Annotated in this window: 11 protein-coding genes and 1 tRNA gene; 5 read left to right on the top strand and 7 right to left on the bottom strand. The window is 69.5% G+C overall.

Annotation, left to right across the window (positions count from 1 at the left end):
- Nucleotides 1-128: 128 nt before the first annotated feature.
- The 6 genes from pknB to ACZ52C_RS11460 form a co-directional block, all read right to left on the bottom strand.
- Nucleotides 129-2,117 carry a Stk1 family PASTA domain-containing Ser/Thr kinase gene (gene pknB / locus ACZ52C_RS11485; protein ID WP_469074510.1) on the bottom strand — a complete coding sequence of 663 codons (1,989 nt, stop codon included), beginning with the start codon at nt 2,115-2,117 and terminating at the stop codon, nt 129-131.
- 169 nt (nt 2,118-2,286) lie between these two features.
- Nucleotides 2,287-3,747 carry a peptidoglycan D,D-transpeptidase FtsI family protein gene (locus tag ACZ52C_RS11480; RefSeq protein WP_469074509.1) on the bottom strand — a complete coding sequence of 487 codons (1,461 nt, stop codon included), beginning with the start codon at nt 3,745-3,747 and terminating at the stop codon, nt 2,287-2,289.
- Nucleotides 3,744-5,183 (bottom strand): FtsW/RodA/SpoVE family cell cycle protein, encoded by a 1,440-nt coding sequence (locus ACZ52C_RS11475; RefSeq protein WP_045558535.1) that lies wholly within the window; start codon nt 5,181-5,183, stop codon nt 3,744-3,746. Before ACZ52C_RS11475 ends, ACZ52C_RS11480 begins: the two co-directional genes overlap by 4 nt.
- A 27-nt stretch (nt 5,184-5,210) precedes the next feature.
- Nucleotides 5,211-6,740, bottom strand: a complete 1,530-nt coding sequence (locus ACZ52C_RS11470) for a Stp1/IreP family PP2C-type Ser/Thr phosphatase (RefSeq protein ID WP_469074508.1) — start codon at nt 6,738-6,740, stop codon at nt 5,211-5,213.
- A gap of 128 nt (nt 6,741-6,868) precedes the next feature.
- On the bottom strand, nt 6,869-7,399 hold the full coding sequence (locus ACZ52C_RS11465; RefSeq protein ID WP_045558537.1) for an FHA domain-containing protein FhaB/FipA: 531 nt from the start codon (nt 7,397-7,399) through the stop codon (nt 6,869-6,871).
- A gap of 10 nt (nt 7,400-7,409) precedes the next feature.
- The gene (locus ACZ52C_RS11460; protein ID WP_469074507.1) at nt 7,410-8,246 is read right to left on the bottom strand and encodes an FhaA domain-containing protein; all 837 of its coding nucleotides are present in this window, start codon (nt 8,244-8,246) and stop codon (nt 7,410-7,412) included.
- A gap of 485 nt (nt 8,247-8,731) precedes the next feature.
- On the opposite strand from ACZ52C_RS11460, the gene ACZ52C_RS11455 reads away from it, so the two are divergent.
- A tRNA-Leu gene (locus ACZ52C_RS11455) sits at nt 8,732-8,815 on the top strand.
- A 446-nt stretch (nt 8,816-9,261) separates the two neighbouring features.
- Complete coding sequence (locus tag ACZ52C_RS11450) at nt 9,262-12,072, top strand: beta-L-arabinofuranosidase domain-containing protein (RefSeq protein ID WP_469074506.1); 2,811 nt, start codon at nt 9,262-9,264, stop codon at nt 12,070-12,072.
- 79 nt (nt 12,073-12,151) lie between these two features.
- Here the strand turns inward: ACZ52C_RS11450 and ACZ52C_RS11445 are convergent, their stop codons facing one another.
- Nucleotides 12,152-12,805 (bottom strand): FMN-dependent NADH-azoreductase, encoded by a 654-nt coding sequence (locus ACZ52C_RS11445; RefSeq protein ID WP_469074505.1) that lies wholly within the window; start codon nt 12,803-12,805, stop codon nt 12,152-12,154.
- A 101-nt stretch (nt 12,806-12,906) separates the two neighbouring features.
- On the opposite strand from ACZ52C_RS11445, the gene ACZ52C_RS11440 reads away from it, so the two are divergent.
- The 3 genes from ACZ52C_RS11440 to ACZ52C_RS11430 all read left to right on the top strand — a co-directional run bounded on the left by ACZ52C_RS11440 (nt 12,907) and on the right by ACZ52C_RS11430 (nt 16,252).
- Nucleotides 12,907-13,281, top strand: a complete 375-nt coding sequence (locus ACZ52C_RS11440) for a winged helix-turn-helix transcriptional regulator (protein ID WP_469074504.1) — start codon at nt 12,907-12,909, stop codon at nt 13,279-13,281.
- A 147-nt stretch (nt 13,282-13,428) separates the two neighbouring features.
- Nucleotides 13,429-14,913 carry a DUF2252 domain-containing protein gene (locus tag ACZ52C_RS11435; RefSeq protein ID WP_469074503.1) on the top strand — a complete coding sequence of 495 codons (1,485 nt, stop codon included), beginning with the start codon at nt 13,429-13,431 and terminating at the stop codon, nt 14,911-14,913.
- Nucleotides 14,914-15,151: 238 nt separating this feature from the next.
- The gene (locus ACZ52C_RS11430) at nt 15,152-16,252 is read left to right on the top strand and encodes a J domain-containing protein (protein ID WP_469074502.1); all 1,101 of its coding nucleotides are present in this window, start codon (nt 15,152-15,154) and stop codon (nt 16,250-16,252) included.
- The last annotated feature ends 23 nt before the right edge of the window (nt 16,253-16,275 follow it).

The following is a 16,275-nucleotide window of genomic DNA, read 5'->3' as shown; positions in this document are numbered from 1 at the left end:
AAACACCCGGTTTCACGTGAAACATCGCGATCACGAAGGAGCCCCGGCACCCTCTCAGGGAGGGTGCCGGGGCTCCTTCGTCGTACGGGGCAGAGGGCTGATCAGGTCCCCTGCCATGGGCGGGGGCGCTAGCCGAAGGGGCCTCCGTCACCGCCGCCGCCGTTGTTGCCGTTGTTGCCGCCGAAACCGATCGAAGCGAGCGTGATCGTCGTCTGGGCCGGGTCGACTCCCTTGCCGCCGTCCGGGTCCTGGTCGGTGACGATCGCGGTGTCGCTCTGGTCGCTGCCGCCGGCGAACTGGATGCGGGTGAAGCCGGACGCCTGAAGGATCTGCTTGGCCTGGCCCACGGTCCGTCCGACGACGTTCGGGACCTCGGCCTCCTGCTCCTCCTCCTCGACCGCCTTGCCGATCTGGATGGTGACCGTGTCGCCCTTGTTGAGCTCGGAGCCCGCCTCGGGGCTGGTCGCGACGACCTTGCCGACGAGGTTGGGGTCCTGGGTCTCGACCTCGGTGCACGTGCCGACGAGGTTGTTGGCCGCCATCTGGTTCTTGGCGGCGTCACAGCTCTGCCGGGCCACGTCCGGGACGGTTTCCTTGTCGGGGGCCCTGGCGACCGTCAGCGTGACCGTGGAGCCCTTCTCGAGCTTGCCGCTGGCCGGGTCCTGGTCGATCACGATGCCGGCCGTGCGGTCGGACTCCTCGGTCTTCTTCTCGACCTCGAAGCCCTTGTCCTTGAGCTCGGCCTCCGCCTCGTCGAACTTGATGCCCTGGACGTCGGGGACCGTGACCTTCGGGGCACCCGTCGAGATGACCAGGGCGATGGTCTCGCCCTTCTTGATCTCGGTTTCGGCCTTCGGGTTCTGCTCGCAGACGTCGCCGGTCTTCTGCTCCGCACACGCGGCCTTGGTCGTCGTCACCTTGAGGTCGACGTTACTGGCCGCCTGTCTGGCCTCCGCCTCGCTCTGACCGATGAGGTTCGGTGTCTTGAGCGTGTCGTTGCTCGCGTCGTTGCCCGAGAACATCCACTGGCCGATGAGGACCGCGCCGATCAGCACCAGGACACCCGCGACGACCAGGAGGATCGTCGAGGTGTTGTTCTTCTTCTGCTGCTGGCGGCGACGGCCCTGGCGGTCGTCGTAACCGCCGTAGCCGTCGTCCGGGCCGACCGGAGGGAGCATCGTCGTGGCGCCGGCGTCGGCCCGCAGGGCCGTGGTCGGCTGGTCGTCCGGGTAGCCGCCGTAGCCCACCGATCCCATGGCCGCCGTGGCCGCGACGGGCTGACCGTCGAGGCAGGCCTCGATGTCGGCACGCATCTCGTCGGCGGACTGGTAGCGGTAGTCCGGGTCCTTGACCAGGGCACGCAGGACGATGGCGTCCATCTCCGGAGTGATCTCCGGGTCGAAGACGCTCGGCGGCTGCGGCTCCTCCCGCACGTGCTGGTAGGCGACCGCCACGGGGGAGTCACCCACGAACGGCGGGCGGACCGTCAGCAGCTCGTAGAGCAGACAGCCGGTCGAGTACAGGTCGGACCGGGCGTCCACCTGCTCGCCCTTGGCCTGCTCCGGCGAGAGGTACTGGGCGGTGCCGATGACCGCGGACGTCTGCGTCATCGTCATGCCGGAGTCGCCCATGGCGCGGGCGATGCCGAAGTCCATGACCTTGACCTGGCCGTTGCGCGTCAGCATGACGTTGGCCGGCTTGATGTCGCGGTGGACGATCTGGTTGCGGTGGGCGTACTCCAGTCCCTGGAGGATGCCGATGGTCATCTCCATGGCCCGCTCCGGCAGCAGCTTGCGGCCGCTGTGGAGAAGCTCACGGAGGGTCGAGCCCTCGACGTACTCCATGACGATGTACGGGATCGAGACCCCGTCGATGTAGTCCTCGCCCGTGTCGTAGACCGCCACGATCGCGGGGTGGTTGAGCGAGGCGGCCGACTGGGCCTCCCGGCGGAACCTGGCCTGGAAGGTGGGGTCGCGCGCGAGGTCCGCTCGCAGCGTCTTCACCGCCACGGTGCGGCCGAGGCGGGTGTCCATCGCGAGGTAGACCTCCGCCATGCCACCACGGCCGAGCACCTGGCCCAGCTCGTACCGGCCGCCGAGGCGACGCGGCTCTTCCATAGCTTCCTACCAGCCCTCTCAGTCGGTCCCGACCGCACCCGTGTGTGGTCCGGCGGCTGTGCTCCGGGCATACGGTACCCGGCTCGCCTTCTGTGACCTGGCCAACCGCGTCACCCGATACAGGACCGGTATCGCAACGTGCACCGATGTGAAGGCGACGTGAGCGGGGTCACTTCTTGCTGTTGATCACTGCCTGCATCACGCTCTTCGCGATCGGGGCGGCGAGACCGCCACCGGAGATGTCACCGCGGTCGGCCGCGCCGTCCTCGACGACCACGGCCACGGCGACCGGCGAGCTGCCGTCACTGAGCTTGGCGTAGGAGATGAACCAGGCGTACGGCTTCTCCTTGTTGTTGAGACCGTGCTGCGCGGTACCCGTCTTGCCGCCGACGGTCACGCCGCTGATCTGCGCCCTGGTGCCGGTGCCCGTCTTGACGACGCTCTCCATCATGTCCTGGAGCTTCTGGGCGGTCTCCGGCGAGACAGCCTGGGACAGCGTCTCGGGGTCGTGCGTCTCGATGACGTCGAGGTTGGAGGCGCGCAGCTGGTCCACCATGTACGGCCTCATCAGCTCGCCGTCGTTGGCGACGGCCGAGGCGACCATGGCCATCTGCAGCGGGGTGGCACGGTTGGAGGCCTGCCCGATGCCGGCCATCGCGTTCTGCGGGCGGTTGTCCTCGGGATAGACGCTCTCGGCGGCACGTACCGGTACGTCGAGTTCGTCCTCGCCGAAGCCGAACTTCTCGGCCTGTTCACGCATCTTCTCGTTGCCGACGGAGTCGGAGAGCTTGCCGAAGACCGTGTTGCAGGACTGCTCGAGCGCGTAGCGGAGGGTGGCGTTCTTGCACACGCCGTGCTCGTTGGTGAGGTTGCTGGACGACTCCGGCAGCTTGAACGGGTCAGGCGTGTCCGTCTTGTCGTCGATGTCGGAGACGACGCCGTTCTCCAGGGCCGCGGCGGCCGTGACCACCTTGAACGTGGAGCCCGGCGGGTAGGTCTCGCGCAGCGCGCGGTTCAGCAGCGGCTTGTCCGAGTCCTTCTCCAGCTTCGAGAAGGTCTTGCTGTCCTTGGTGCTGATCCCGGCGAACGTGGACGGGTCGTAGGACGGCGTGGAGGCCAGGGCGAGGATCGCGCCGGTCTTGGGGTCGAGCGCGGCGACGGCGCCCTTCTTGTCGCCGAGGCCCTCGAAGGCCGCCTTCTGCGCGGCGGCGTTGAGGGTGGTGACGACGCTGCCGCCCTCCTTCTTCTTGCCGGTGATCATGTCCAGCGTGTTGCGGAAGAAGAGCCGGTCGTCGTTGCCGGTCAGGATGCCGTCCTCGAGGTTCTCCAACTGGGTGGCCCCGATGATCTGGGACGAGTATCCGGTGACCGGCGCCCACATCTCGCCGTTCTTCCAGGTGCGCTTGTACTTGTAGTCGAGCCCTTCGGAAGCGACGGACCCGGTGATGGCCTTGCCGTCGACGATGATGTCCCCGCGAGGCGTGGCGTAGCGCTCGATGGCCACGCGACGGTTGAACTTGTCGGTCGCGAGGGAGTCCGCCTGGACGTACTGGAGCCAGTTGTTGCGGATGAGCAGGGCCAGGACCAGAAGCCCGCAGAAGATCGCGATGCGGCGCAGGGGCTTGTTCATGACGGGCGGACCACCTGGGTCATCTCGGCGTCGGGGTTCGGAGCGGGCGCCGGCGCGGGCCGGCGCGCGGTGTCGCTGATTCTGATCAGGATGCCGATGAGCGCCCAGTTGGCGATGACCGAAGAACCGCCGTAGGCCAGGAACGGCATCGTCATACCGGTCAGCGGGATGAGGCCCATCACACCGCCGGCGACGACGAAGACCTGGAGGGCGAAGGCACCGGACAGACCGACGGCGAGCAGCTTGCCGAACGGGTCGCGGGCGGCGAGGGCGGTCCGGATGCCGCGCTCCACGATCAGACCGTAGATCAGCAGGATCGCCATCACGCCGGTCAGTCCCAGTTCCTCACCGAAGGTGGCGAGGATGAAGTCGGAGTTCGCGGCGAAGCGGATGAGCTCGGAGTGGCCCTGGCCCCAGCCGGTGCCGAGGGTGCCGCCGGAGCCGAAGGCCCACAAGGCCTCCATGGACTGCGCGGAGTGGCCGACCACGGTCTTGGAGAGCTCCCACTCGCCCATCGGGTCCAGCCAGGCCTGCACACGCTGCTGCACGTGGATCTCGAACGAGGCCACGCCGACCGCGCCGGCCGCGGACATCAGCAGACCGAAGACGATCCAGCTGGTCCGCTCGGTCGCGACGTACAGCATGATCACGAACATGCCGAAGAACAGCAGCGAGGTACCGAGGTCGGTCTCGAAGACCAGAATGAGGATCGAGATCGCCCAGACGACGATGATCGGGCCGAGGTCGCGGCCGCGCGGCAGGTACAGCCCCATGAAGCGGCGGCTGGCCAGTGCGAGCGCGTCGCGCTTCACCATCAGGTAGCCGGCGAAGAAGATCGCCAGCACGATCTTGGCGAACTCGCCGGGCTGGATGGTGAAGCTGCCGACCTGGATCCAGATCTTGGCGCCGTAGGTGAGTTCCGCGCCGAGGCCCGGCACCAGGGGGAGCAGCAGCAGGACCAGCGCGCCGGCCATGGAGATGTAGGTGTAGCGCTGGAGGGTGCGGTGGTCCTTGAGGAAGATCAGTACGGCGATGAGGAGCGCGATGCCCATCGCTGTGTAGACCAGCTGATTGGTCGCCTTGCCGCCGGCCTGTCCGATCTGCTGGAGCAGTTTCGACTGGTCCAGTCGCCAGATCGCCACCAGCCCCAGTCCGTTCAGCAGCGTCGCCAGCGGCAGCATCAGCGGGTCGGCGTAGGGCGCGAACTTGCGGATGACGAGGTGGCCGATGCCGGCCAGTACCCCGAGGCCGATGCCGTAGGCGGCCAGCCCGGCCGGTACCTCGTCGTTCAGTGCCAGACCCACGTTGACGTAGGCGAACACCGGGATGACGACCGCGAACGCCAGCAGCGCCAGCTCGGTGTTGCGTCGGCTCGGTGTGCCGATCGCGCCGATCGTGGACGTGTGCTGCGTCGACGTGTTGGTAGTACTGCTCATGGTGTGCGTGGGCCCCTCGCGGCTTGCCTACTGCTCACCGCACCGTGAGACCAGCTCCTGCTCCTCCTCCGAGAGGGTGGGGCCGGCCGACGGTGTGGGTGCGGTCTGGGTCGGGGTGGGGGACGTCGACGGCTTCGACGTCGGGGACGGTGTGGCCTTGGACGTGAGGGAGGTCTTCGTGGTTCCCGTGACTCCGCCGGCCTCGCCCTCGCCCGTCTTGGCGTTGTTGTCCGCCGCCTCGCGGCGCTCGGCGTTCTTCTTGCACGCCGACGCCTGGGTGGACAGCTCCTCGATCTTCTTCCGGGCGTCGCTCAGACCGCCCTCGGCGATCGTGGCCTCGACCAGCTTCTGCTGGTAGGGCGGCAGGTACTTGAGTTCGATCTCGGGATGGTCCTTCTCGACCTTCGAGAGCGAGATCCAGGCCAGGTCCTGGCTGATGCCGCGGTACAGCGCCACGTGGTCGTCCTTGGAGCCGACGTAGTACTGCGTCTGCGTCCACCGGTAACCGCCGTAGAGACCCCCGCCGACGACGGCGAGGGTGAGGATGCCGAAGAAGGATCTCTTCAGCCACCTGCGCTTCTTGCGCGGCTTGACGAAGTCGTCGTCGGAGTAGTCCCCGAAGCTGCCCGCCGCGGGCAGGTAGCCGGTGGTGTCGCCGGAGCCGGGCGGGCCGAACTCGCCGCCGCCCTGTCCGTGCCCCTGACGGCCGAGACCGGAGGCCCGGCCGGCGGGGGTCTGCATGATGCCGTTGTCCTGGAGGTGCAGCTGGTTCTCGGCGACCGCGCCGACCACGACCGGGGTGTCGGAGAGCTGCCCGGCGAGGGTGTCTCCGGTGTCGAGGTCGAGGACGTCGGCCACGATGACCGTGATGTTGTCCGGGCCGCCGCCGCGCAGCGCGAGCTGGATCAGCTCCTGCACGGTCTCCTGCGGACCCTGGTAGCTGGCGAGGGTGTCCTCCATCGTCTGGTGGGACACCACGCCGGACAGACCGTCGGAGCAGATCAGGTACCGGTCGCCGGCGCGGACCTCGCGGATGGAGAGGTCGGGTTCCACGTGGTCGCCGCTGCCCAGCGCGCGCATCAGCAGGGAGCGCTGCGGGTGGGTGGTGGCCTCCTCCTCGGTGATGCGGCCCTCGTCGACCAGCCGCTGTACCCAGGTGTGGTCCTGGGTGATCTGGGTGAGGACGCCGTCCCTGAGGAGGTAGGCGCGGGAGTCGCCGACGTGGACGAGGCCGAGGCGCTGACCGGTCCAGAGCAGGGCGGTGAGCGTGGTGCCCATGCCCTCCAGCTGCGGGTCCTCCTCGACCATCGAGCGCAGCTGGTCGTTGGCGCGCTGCACGGCGGTGCCGAGGGAGGTGAGGATGTCGGAGCCGGGGACGTCGTCGTCGAGCGTGACGAGGGTGGAGATCACCTCGGAGGAGGCGACCTCACCGGCCGCCTGGCCGCCCATGCCGTCGGCGATCGCGAGCAGCCGCGGACCGGCGTAGCCCGAGTCCTCGTTGCCCTCGCGGATCATGCCTTTGTGCGATCCGGCGGCGAAGCGCAGTGACAGACTCATGCGCACCTCGCCCGTCGGCTCCGGGTACATCCGCACGGTGCCCACCCTCCGGTCGGGAGCGCGCCGGGAGCCCTGGTGGGGGCCGCCCCTGCGTGCTCGCTCCGCTCGCGCCTACTCATGATGTAGCACTACTTCCGCAGCTCGATGACGGTCTTGCCGATGCGGATCGGCGCGCCCAGCGGAATCGGCGTGGGAGTCGTCAGTCGGTTCCGGTCGAGATATGTGCCGTTGGTGGACCCCAGGTCCTCGACGATCCACTGGCCGTCGCGGTCCGGGTAGATCCGGGCATGCCGGCTGGAGGCGTAGTCGTCGTCCAGCACGATCGTGGAGTCGTGCGCGCGGCCCAGGGTGATGGTCTGGCCCTGGAGGGCCACCGTCGTCCCCGTCAGGGTGCCCTCGCTCACGACGAGCTTGGTCGGGGCGTTGCGCCCACGACGGCCGCCACCGCCGGCGGGAGGCGCGGGCTGCTGGCCGCGCTGCTGCGGGGGCGCGGCCTGGCGGGCGGCCGCCTGCGGCCGCGCGCTCTCCCGGCGCGACCCCCGCTGGGTGACACGCGTACCGAACAGGTCGCTGCGGATGACCTGCACGGCCACGATCACGAACAGCCACAGTACGGCCAGGAAACCCAGCCGCATGACCGTGAGGGTCAGCTCTGACATTGCCCCCGCTTCACCCTTCGGCTTGCCGGTAAATGATGGTGCTGCTGCCCACGACGATCCGCGAGCCGTCGCGGAGCGTAGCGCGGGTGGTGTGCTGCCCGTCCACCACGATGCCGTTGGTGGATCCGAGATCCTGGATCGTCGAGGGCGTTCCGGTCCGGATCTCGCAGTGCCGGCGGGAGACGCCGGGGTCGTCGATCCGCACGTCGGCTTCGGTGCTGCGCCCCAGCACCAGCGTCGGGCGGGAGATCTGATGGCGGGTGCCGTTGATCTCGATCCAGTAGCGCGTGCGCCCACCGCCCGCCGGAGCGGCGGGCGGCCGCTGTCCGAGAGGGGCGGGACGGCCGCCGGGCGGCGGCGTGGCGGGCATGGGCGGGGCGCCCGTGGGTGCCGCCGTGGGCGGGTAGCCGTAGCCGCCGGGGCGGCCCGCGGCGGGGCTCGCCGGGGCGCCCGAGGGGGCCTGCTGGTTGGTGGAGGAGGCGAGCGTACGACTGCGTACCCGGTACAGACCGGTGTCGAGGTCGTCGGCTTTCTCCAGATGGACCTTGATGGGGCCCATGAAGGTGTAGCGCTGCTGCTTGGCGTAGTCGCGCACCATGCCGGCGAGCTCGTCGCCGAGCTGGCCGGAGTAGGGGCTGAGACGCTCGAAGTCGGGCGTGCTCAGCTCCACGATGAAGTCGTTGGGGACGACCGTACGGTCGCGGTTCCAGATGGTCGCGTTGTTGTCGCACTCGCGCTGGAGTGCTCCCGCGATCTCCACGGGCTGGACCTCGGACTTGAACACCTTGGCGAAGGTGCCGTTGACCAGACCTTCGAGACGTTGCTCGAACTTCTTCAGGACTCCCATGGGGCACCTCCTCCGTCGTCACCGCTCTGCGTACCGCATCGGTACTGCTTACTGATCGTATCCACGCGCCGAGGAATCGGCTGGTTCCCCCTGTCGGCCCGTTCGACCGGTGTCACCCGGCCTCGGCGCCCACTGAGGTCCCCTCCCGGATTCCCATCGGAGCTCCTCTTCGAACTACCCCGTCCGAACTCTGCCAAGGATCGTAGAGGCGGCGCGAGACCAGTGTCCCGCACCGGACTGTGCGCCCCGTCCCTCTCCCATGGAGATGGGCGGGACCGGTACGAGGTTGAGACGTGAACCAGCACTCGTTGATACGTGACAGGAGGGGGCGTGTGTTCGGTCCGTCCTGGTCGGCCGATCTCGGGCCTCGTCGGCGTGGCCCGGCCGCGGATAAGGGATGTGAATCCACCCTCTCCAGCGTGCTAATCTTCTGGATGTCGGAAGGCGCCACGCCGCAAGGAACGGGGCCTGAGGACACACCCAATGCGCGGGTGGCGGAATAGGCAGACGCGCTGGATTCAGGTTCCAGTGCCCGCAAGGGCGTGGGGGTTCAACTCCCCCCTCGCGCACAGCGAAGCGGTCCCATCGTGATCACGATGGGACCGCTTCTTTTTGTCGTTCGGAGCCGCCTGCGGAGCGGCTGGTCGCCCGGCGGTTCGGGGCTCCGGAGTGTGAGGAGTCTCTCAGGAGATTCGGTAAGGGCTTTCGGCTTCCGGTGGTGCGGGACGGCATGGGGGCGTGCCGCGCGCGGTGTGCGCGGTCGGGGATGCCGGGGAGTCAGCCTCACGTGAATCGTCGTAGATGCGGGCACGAACGATGTTTCACGTGAAACGGCGCCGAGGGCATGCAAGTGGCCGCGCGATGTGGGCCGTTGGCCTCGGGAAACCCGTCAGTACCGTTGACGTTCGCCTGTCACCTACCTATCTTCTGGTCGGGAATTCGCACAACGTTCGCAATTTCGAACATGATGCTCGCTTTGTCCTCCACCCCCACCCCTGCCAGAGACGAGGCGCACATGGCTCCGCCCCTCTCCAGACGTTTCCTCCTTCAGTCCGCGATGCTCGCCGCGGCCGTACCCGGGGTCTCCCTGGGGACCGGGGGCGGCCGTGCGGTCGCCGCCGCGGTACCGACGCCCTCCACCTGGTCGGTCCGGCCCTTCGAGCTCAAGGACGTGACCCTCGGCCAGGGCCTCTTCGCCGACAAGCGCCGGTTGATGCTCGACCACGGCCGCGGCTACGACGTCGACCGGCTGTTGCAGGTCTTCCGCGCCAACGCGGGACTCTCCACCAAGGGCGCGGTCGCCCCCGGCGGCTGGGAAGGCCTGGACGGCGAGGCCAACGGCAATCTCCGCGGCCACTACACCGGGCATTTTCTGACGATGCTGGCGCAGGCGTACGCCGGCACCAAGGACACGGCCTACGCCGACAAGATCCGCTACATGATCGGTGCCCTGACCGAGGTGCGCGCCGCGCTGCGCACCGATCCCCGCATGCTCGCCGTCACCGGGAAGTTCGGCACCGCCCAGGAGAACCCCCGGGGCTCCTACCAGTACGTCGACCTGCCGAACACCGTCCTCGGCGGCGCCTCGGCGATCACGCTGTCGGCCTGGGTGAAGCCCACGCACAACGCCAACTGGACCCGGGTCTTCGACTTCGGCGACAACACCACCCGCTATCTGTACCTGGCCGCCCGGAACGGCGGCGGAGTCCCGCGCTTCGCCATCACCACCAACGGCCCCGGCGGCGAGCAGGGGCTCGACGGCACCGCCGCGCTGCCGCTCGACCAGTGGAGCCATCTCGCGGTCACGATCGGCGGCGGCACCGGCACGCTCTACGTCAACGGCACGGCCGTGGCGCGGAACACGTCGATGTCCCTCACCCCGGCCGCCCTTGGCACCCTGACCAACAACTGGCTGGGCCGGTCCAACTTCTCGACCGACCCCGTCTTCGCGGGAGCGTTCGACGAGTTCAACGTCTGGTCGCGGGCGCTGACGGCCGCCGAGATCACCTCGCTCCAGGGCAACCGGGCCTCCGCCTCCTCGGCGGGCCGGGGCGACCTGGCCTCGTACGACTTCTTCGAGACGAGCGGCGGCACCTTCGCGGACGGTTCCGGTCGCGGTCTGACCGCCACCCTGCGCCGCACCTGGGGCGCGCCCAGCCATGCCGGGTTCCTGGCCGCGTACCCGGAGACGCAGTTCATCGAGCTGGAGTCGATGACCAGCGGGGACTACACGCGCGTGTGGGCGCCGTACTACACGGCGCACAAGATCCTGCGCGGTCTGCTGGACGCGTACCTCCACGTCGACGACGCGCGGGCGCTCGACCTGGCCTCGGGCCTGTGCGACTGGATGTACTCCAGGCTGTCGAAGCTGCCGGACGCCACGCTGCAGCGGATGTGGGGCATCTTCTCCAGCGGGGAGTACGGCGGTCTGGTCGAGGCGATCGTCGACCTGTACGCGATCACCGGCAAGGCGGACCATCTGGCGCTGGCCAGGCTGTTCGACCTGGACAAGCTCATCGACGCCTGTGCCGCGAACACGGACACGCTGGACGGGCTGCACGCCAACCAGCACATCCCGATCTTCACCGGGCTCACGCGGCTGTACGACGTCACGGGCGAGACGCGCTATCTGACCGCCGCGAAGAACTTCTGGGGCATGGTGATCCCGCAGCGCATGTACGGGATCGGCGGAACCAGCACGGCCGAGTTCTGGAAGGCCCGCGGGGTGATCTCGGGAACGATCAGCGATACCAACGCCGAGACCTGTTGTGCGTACAACCTGCTCAAGCTGAGCCGGAGCCTGTTCTTCCACGAGCAGGACCCGAAGTACATGGACTACTACGAGCGGGCCCTGTTCAACCAGGTCCTCGGCTCCAAGCAGGACAAGGCCGATGCCGAGAAGCCGCTGGTCACGTACTTCATCGGGCTGAAGCCCGGCCATGTGCGCGACTACACCCCCAAGCAGGGCACCACCTGCTGCGAGGGCACCGGCATGGAGAGCGCCACCAAGTACCAGGACTCGGTCTACTTCACCAAGGCCGACGGCAGCGCGCTGTACGTCAACCTCTACAGCGCGGCCACGCTGAACTGGTCCGCGAAGGGCGTGACGATCGCCCAGAGCACCGACTATCCACGGGAGCAGGGGACCACGATCACCGTCGGGGGCGGCAGCGCGGCCTTCGAACTGCGGCTTCGGGTGCCGTCCTGGGCCACCGCCGGTTTCCGGGTCACCGTGAACGGCAGCGCGGTGACCCGGAAACCGGCGGCGGGGAGCTACTTCACGATCCCCTCCCGCACTTGGCGCGCCGGAGACGTCGTCCGGGTGACGATCCCGTTCCGGCTGCGGGTGGAGAAGGCGCTCGACGACCCGTCGCTCCAGACCCTGTTCTACGGGCCGGTCAACCTGGTCGGCCGGAGCAGTTCCACGAGCTATCTGTCGGTCGGGTTGTACCGCAACGCGGGGCTCTCCGGTGATCTGCTGCCCTCCCTCGCGCCGGTGAGCGGAAAGCCGTTGCACTACACGCTGGACGGCACCGAATTCGCTCCCTTCCACGAAGGGAGCGAGGACCCGACCCACGCCTACGTGAGGCGCCTGGAACCGAAGGTCGTCCTCGGCGGCACCGACTCGGGCGTCGCCAACCCGGCCAAGTCCGACGGGACGACCCTGTTGGACGAGATCTGGGCCGGGGCGCCGTTCGCGGACAAGGGTGCGCTGGTGGCGCGGGTGCGGTCGACCGTCGGCTCCTGGGTGTCGGCCGGACTGCTGAGCCAGGCCGACGGCCAGAAGGTGGTGACCACGGCGCAGAACGCGTCCTACGCGGCCTGACGGCGCGGGCGCTCGGCGACAAGGGCGGCCGCTCCCCCTGGCGGGGCGGCCGCCCCGCGCGTTCCGCGGGAGGGCCTGGCTAGGCGGCGAGGCGGGCGGCCAGGCTCTTGGCCTTGACGACCGCGTCGTCGAGGGCCTTGGCGCGGGAGGCCTCCGAGAGCGGGACCAGCTCGCTCATGGCGGGGTTGTGCGGGGCCATCGTGAGCTCCGGGACGATGAAGTCGACCTCCAGCCCGAGCATTTCGGTGAGGATCGCCGTCAGGTAGTTCTGCACGTACTCCAGGGGTTCGCGGGGCGTGCCCGGAGCGTAGGAACCGCCGCGGCTGGCGACGACGGTGACCGGGGTGCCCTTCGTCTTCGAGTCCTCGTTCAGGGCGGTGCGGCCGATGAGGACGACGTTGTCCAGCCACGCCTTGAGGGTGGAAGGGACCGAGAGGTTGTACATGGGCGCGCCGATCAGGATCGCGTCCGCCTGCTCCAGCTCCTCGATGAGCTTCTCCCGCTCGGCGAAGGCCGCAACCTGCTCCGGGGTGCGCTGGGCCGGTTCGACGAAGCCGGCGGTGTGGGCGTCGGCGCTGATGTGCGGCACGGGATCGGCGTGCAGATCGCGATAGATCACCGTGCCGTCCGGGTGCTGGTCCTCCCATGCCTTGCGGAAGGTCTCCGTCACCGCGCGCGACGTCGAGGCGGCGGCGGGGAACGCGGACGAGTCCAGGTGCAGCAAGGTAGCCATGCGTACTCCAGAGAGGTTGCTTCGTTTTCGTACCTGACTAGAGATAACACAGTCACTTACTTTTTTTCATCCCCATACAAACGGGTCAGTACCCTTGCCTCATGGCGGAGCAGCAGCGGGACATCCACGGCGCAGAGCCGTGTCGGCGGGTCGACGACGGCATCACCCGGGTCTTCGCCCTGCTCGGCAAGCGTTGGACGGGGCCGATCGTGGCCGTGCTGATGCCGCATCCGGCGCACTTCGTCGATCTGCGCAGGGCGATCCCCGGCATCAGCGAGCGCATGCTCTCCGACCGGCTCACCGAACTCGCCGCGGCCGGCCTGGTCGTCCGCGAGGTCGACGAGGGGCCGCCGCTGCGCGTCACCTACCGGCTGACGGCGGCCGGGGAGGCGCTGGGGCCCGCGCTCACGGAGCTGAAGAACTGGGCGCTGGCCCATCTGCCGCAGGACTGGCCGTGCGCGGGGTCGGCACGCTAGCGGCGCGGCGGACGGACCCGGTTTTCCACAGGTGTGGACAGGTGCGGCGGGGAGTTGTCCACAGGGTCTGACGCGTTTCGGCCACCGGCTGTACCGTCGTCACGAGTTGATGTTCGTGCGTGGACGGGTGCGGGGGAGGCGGTCGCTGTGACCGAGGTCGGTGTGACGACGGTGGGGGCGGGAGCCGAGTCGGAGTCGGAGGCGGCGGGATCCAGGCAGGTCGGCGTGGGGGCCGTGGCAGGGGCCGCAGCGCGGGTGCCGGCGGTGACGGGATTCGCCCGGTGGCCCGCGGTGGGGTCGCCCAAGGACGAGGGCAAGGCGCTGCGCACACGGGTGCCCCGCAGCGCGCACGCGGACCTGACGCTCACCACCGACCGGCCGGACGCGGTGTCCGCGGTCGAGGAGTCCAACCGTGGCCGGATCCCCGAGCTCACCCCGATAAGGGTCGGCAGGATGGCGGCCACCCCCTTCGCTTTCCTGCGCGGCTCGGCGGGCCTCATGGCCCATGACCTGGCTCGTACGCCCGTCACCGGCATCGGCGCGCAGATCTGCGGCGACGCCCACGCGGCCAACTTCGGCCTGTACGGGGACGCCCGCGGGGAACTCGTCATCGACCTCAACGACTTCGACGAGACCGTGCACGGCCCCTGGGAGTGGGACCTCAAACGGCTCGCCACGTCGCTGGTGCTCGCCGGCCGTGAGGCGGGCGCCGACGAGGACGTCTGCCGCAAGGCGGCCTACGACGCGACGGGTGCCTACCGGCGCACCATGAAGCTCCTCGCCAAGCTCTCGGCGCTCGACGCGTGGAACGCCATCGCGGACGAGGAACTGGTCTCCTACACCGACGCCCACGACCTGCTGGGCACGCTGGAGCGGGTGTCGGAGAAGGCGCGCGCCAACACCAGCGGGCGTTTCGCGGCGAAGGCGACCCGGGAGGTGGAGGGCGGCGGCCGTCACTTCGTGGACGCCCCGCCGGTACTGCGCCGTGTGGACGACAGGGAGGCGGCCCTGGTGGCCACCTCCCTGACGCAGTACCTGATCACGCTCTCGGAGGACCGCCACCCGCTGCTCGCCCGGTACGCCGTGCAGGACGTGGCGTTCCGCGTGGTCGGAACGGGCAGTGTCGGCACCCGCTCGTACGTCGTCCTGCTCCTGGACCACCGTGGTGAAGCGCTCGTCCTCCAGGTGAAGGAGGCCCGTCCGTCGGCGCTGGAGCCGCACCTCGCGACCGCCGGCTTCGAGGTGCCGGAGGTGGATCACGAGGGGCGCCGGGTGGTCCTCGGACAGAAGCGTATGCAGGTCGTCAGCGACATACTGCTGGGCTGGACCACGGTCGACGGACTCCCCTTCCAGGTACGCCAGTTCCGCAACCGCAAGGGCAGTGTCGACCCCGCCGCCCTGGCCGCCGACCAGATCGACGACTACGGCCGCATGACCGGCGCCCTCCTCGCCCGTGCCCACGCCCACAGCGCCGACCCCCGCCTCCTGGCCGGCTACTGCGGCAAGAACGACGAACTCGACGAGGCGACGGCCACGTTCGCCGTCACCTACGCGGACCGCACGGAGGCGGATCACGCGGACCTGGTGGCGGCGGTGCGGGCGGGGCGGATCGCGGCGGAGACGGGGGTCTGAGGGCTGAGGGGATCGCGGAGGGGACGGGGGTCTGAGGGCTGAGGGGATCGCGGAGGGGACGGGGGTCTGAGGGCTGAGGGGATCGCGGAGGGGACGGGGTGTTGGGGGCGGCGCGGCACGAGCGGCCGGAGGGCGCTGTCAGGGCGGCCGGGGGCGTGAGGTGCTCGTACGGATGCGCGGGGGCCAGGTGTCCGGTGGCTTTCGGTTCGGCCGGGAGCCGTGGCCTAGGCTGGGTCGGGTGACGACCCCGGAAGCCGACCAGACACCGTCCGAGCGCTCCACCGAGCCTGTGGAGACCGCGGAGCCCGACGCGGGCACCGAGCGCGGCGAAGCGACGTCGTCCGCCGTGGGCGCGGCGCCTGCTGAGACGTCGTCCGGTGAGGCGGTGGGGTCCGACGAGACGCCGGGGCCTGCTCAGGGCTCGGGATCTGCTCAGGGTTCGGCCCCCGCCGACGGTCAGGGTGAGGGTGCAGGGGATGTCGAGGGCTCCGGAGGGGGCTCCGGGCGGCCTGAGGAGCGGCTGGAGCGGGCCGTGCGGGCGGCCGAGCAGGCGTTGATCGAGTACGAGATCGCCGTGGAGACCTTCCGGGTCGAGGTCGAGAACTTCTCCCGGTTGCATCACCAGAAGCTCGGCCCCATGTACGCGCGGCTGGACGAGCTGGACGCCCAGATCGCCGAGGCGAAGGCCGCGCGCACCGGTGACCCCGAGGACGTGCGCAAGGCGCAGGAAGCGCGGGCGCGGGTCATGCCGATGCCGGGCGTGGAGGAGTTGTTCCACGGCTGGATGGACTCGGAGGGACTGTTCCCCGAGGCGGCGGCCATGCTCACGGACCAGCCCGTGCGGTCCCCGGAGCGGGTGCGCCCGAGCGACGAGGCCCGCAGGCTCTACCGCGAACTGGTCCGCAAGGCGCACCCCGATCTGGCGCGGGACGACAAGGAGCGGGAGCGGCGGGACGAGTTCATCGCTCGGGTGAACGCCGCCTACGGCCGTGGTGACGAGGTGCTGCTGCGGGAGCTGTCCGAGGAGTGGGCCGCCGGGCCGGTGCCGGAGGAGCGCAGGCCGAGTCGGGCCGAGGAGCTGTACGCCCGGCTCGAATGGCTCGCCCAGCGCAAGGAGCTGCTCGCACTCCTCGCCCGTGAGCTGGAGGAGGGCGCCATCGGTTCGATGCTCCGCCTCGCGCCGGACGACCCCGACCGCCTCCTCGACGAGATCGCCGACCAGCTGCTGGCGGAGGTCGCACAGCGGGAGGCGGAGCTGGCGGGGCTGGTCGGCCGGGACGGTCCGGATGGTCAGGGTGACCAGGGGAGTCAGGGCGGCCAGGGGAGTCAGGGCGGCTGACGTGGTACGCCACTGTGGTTGAG

The organism is Streptomyces sp. NPDC034049, assembly GCF_055575575.1.
Note: the sequence above shows the minus strand (reverse complement) of the source record. Positions and strands in the feature narration are given on the sequence as shown.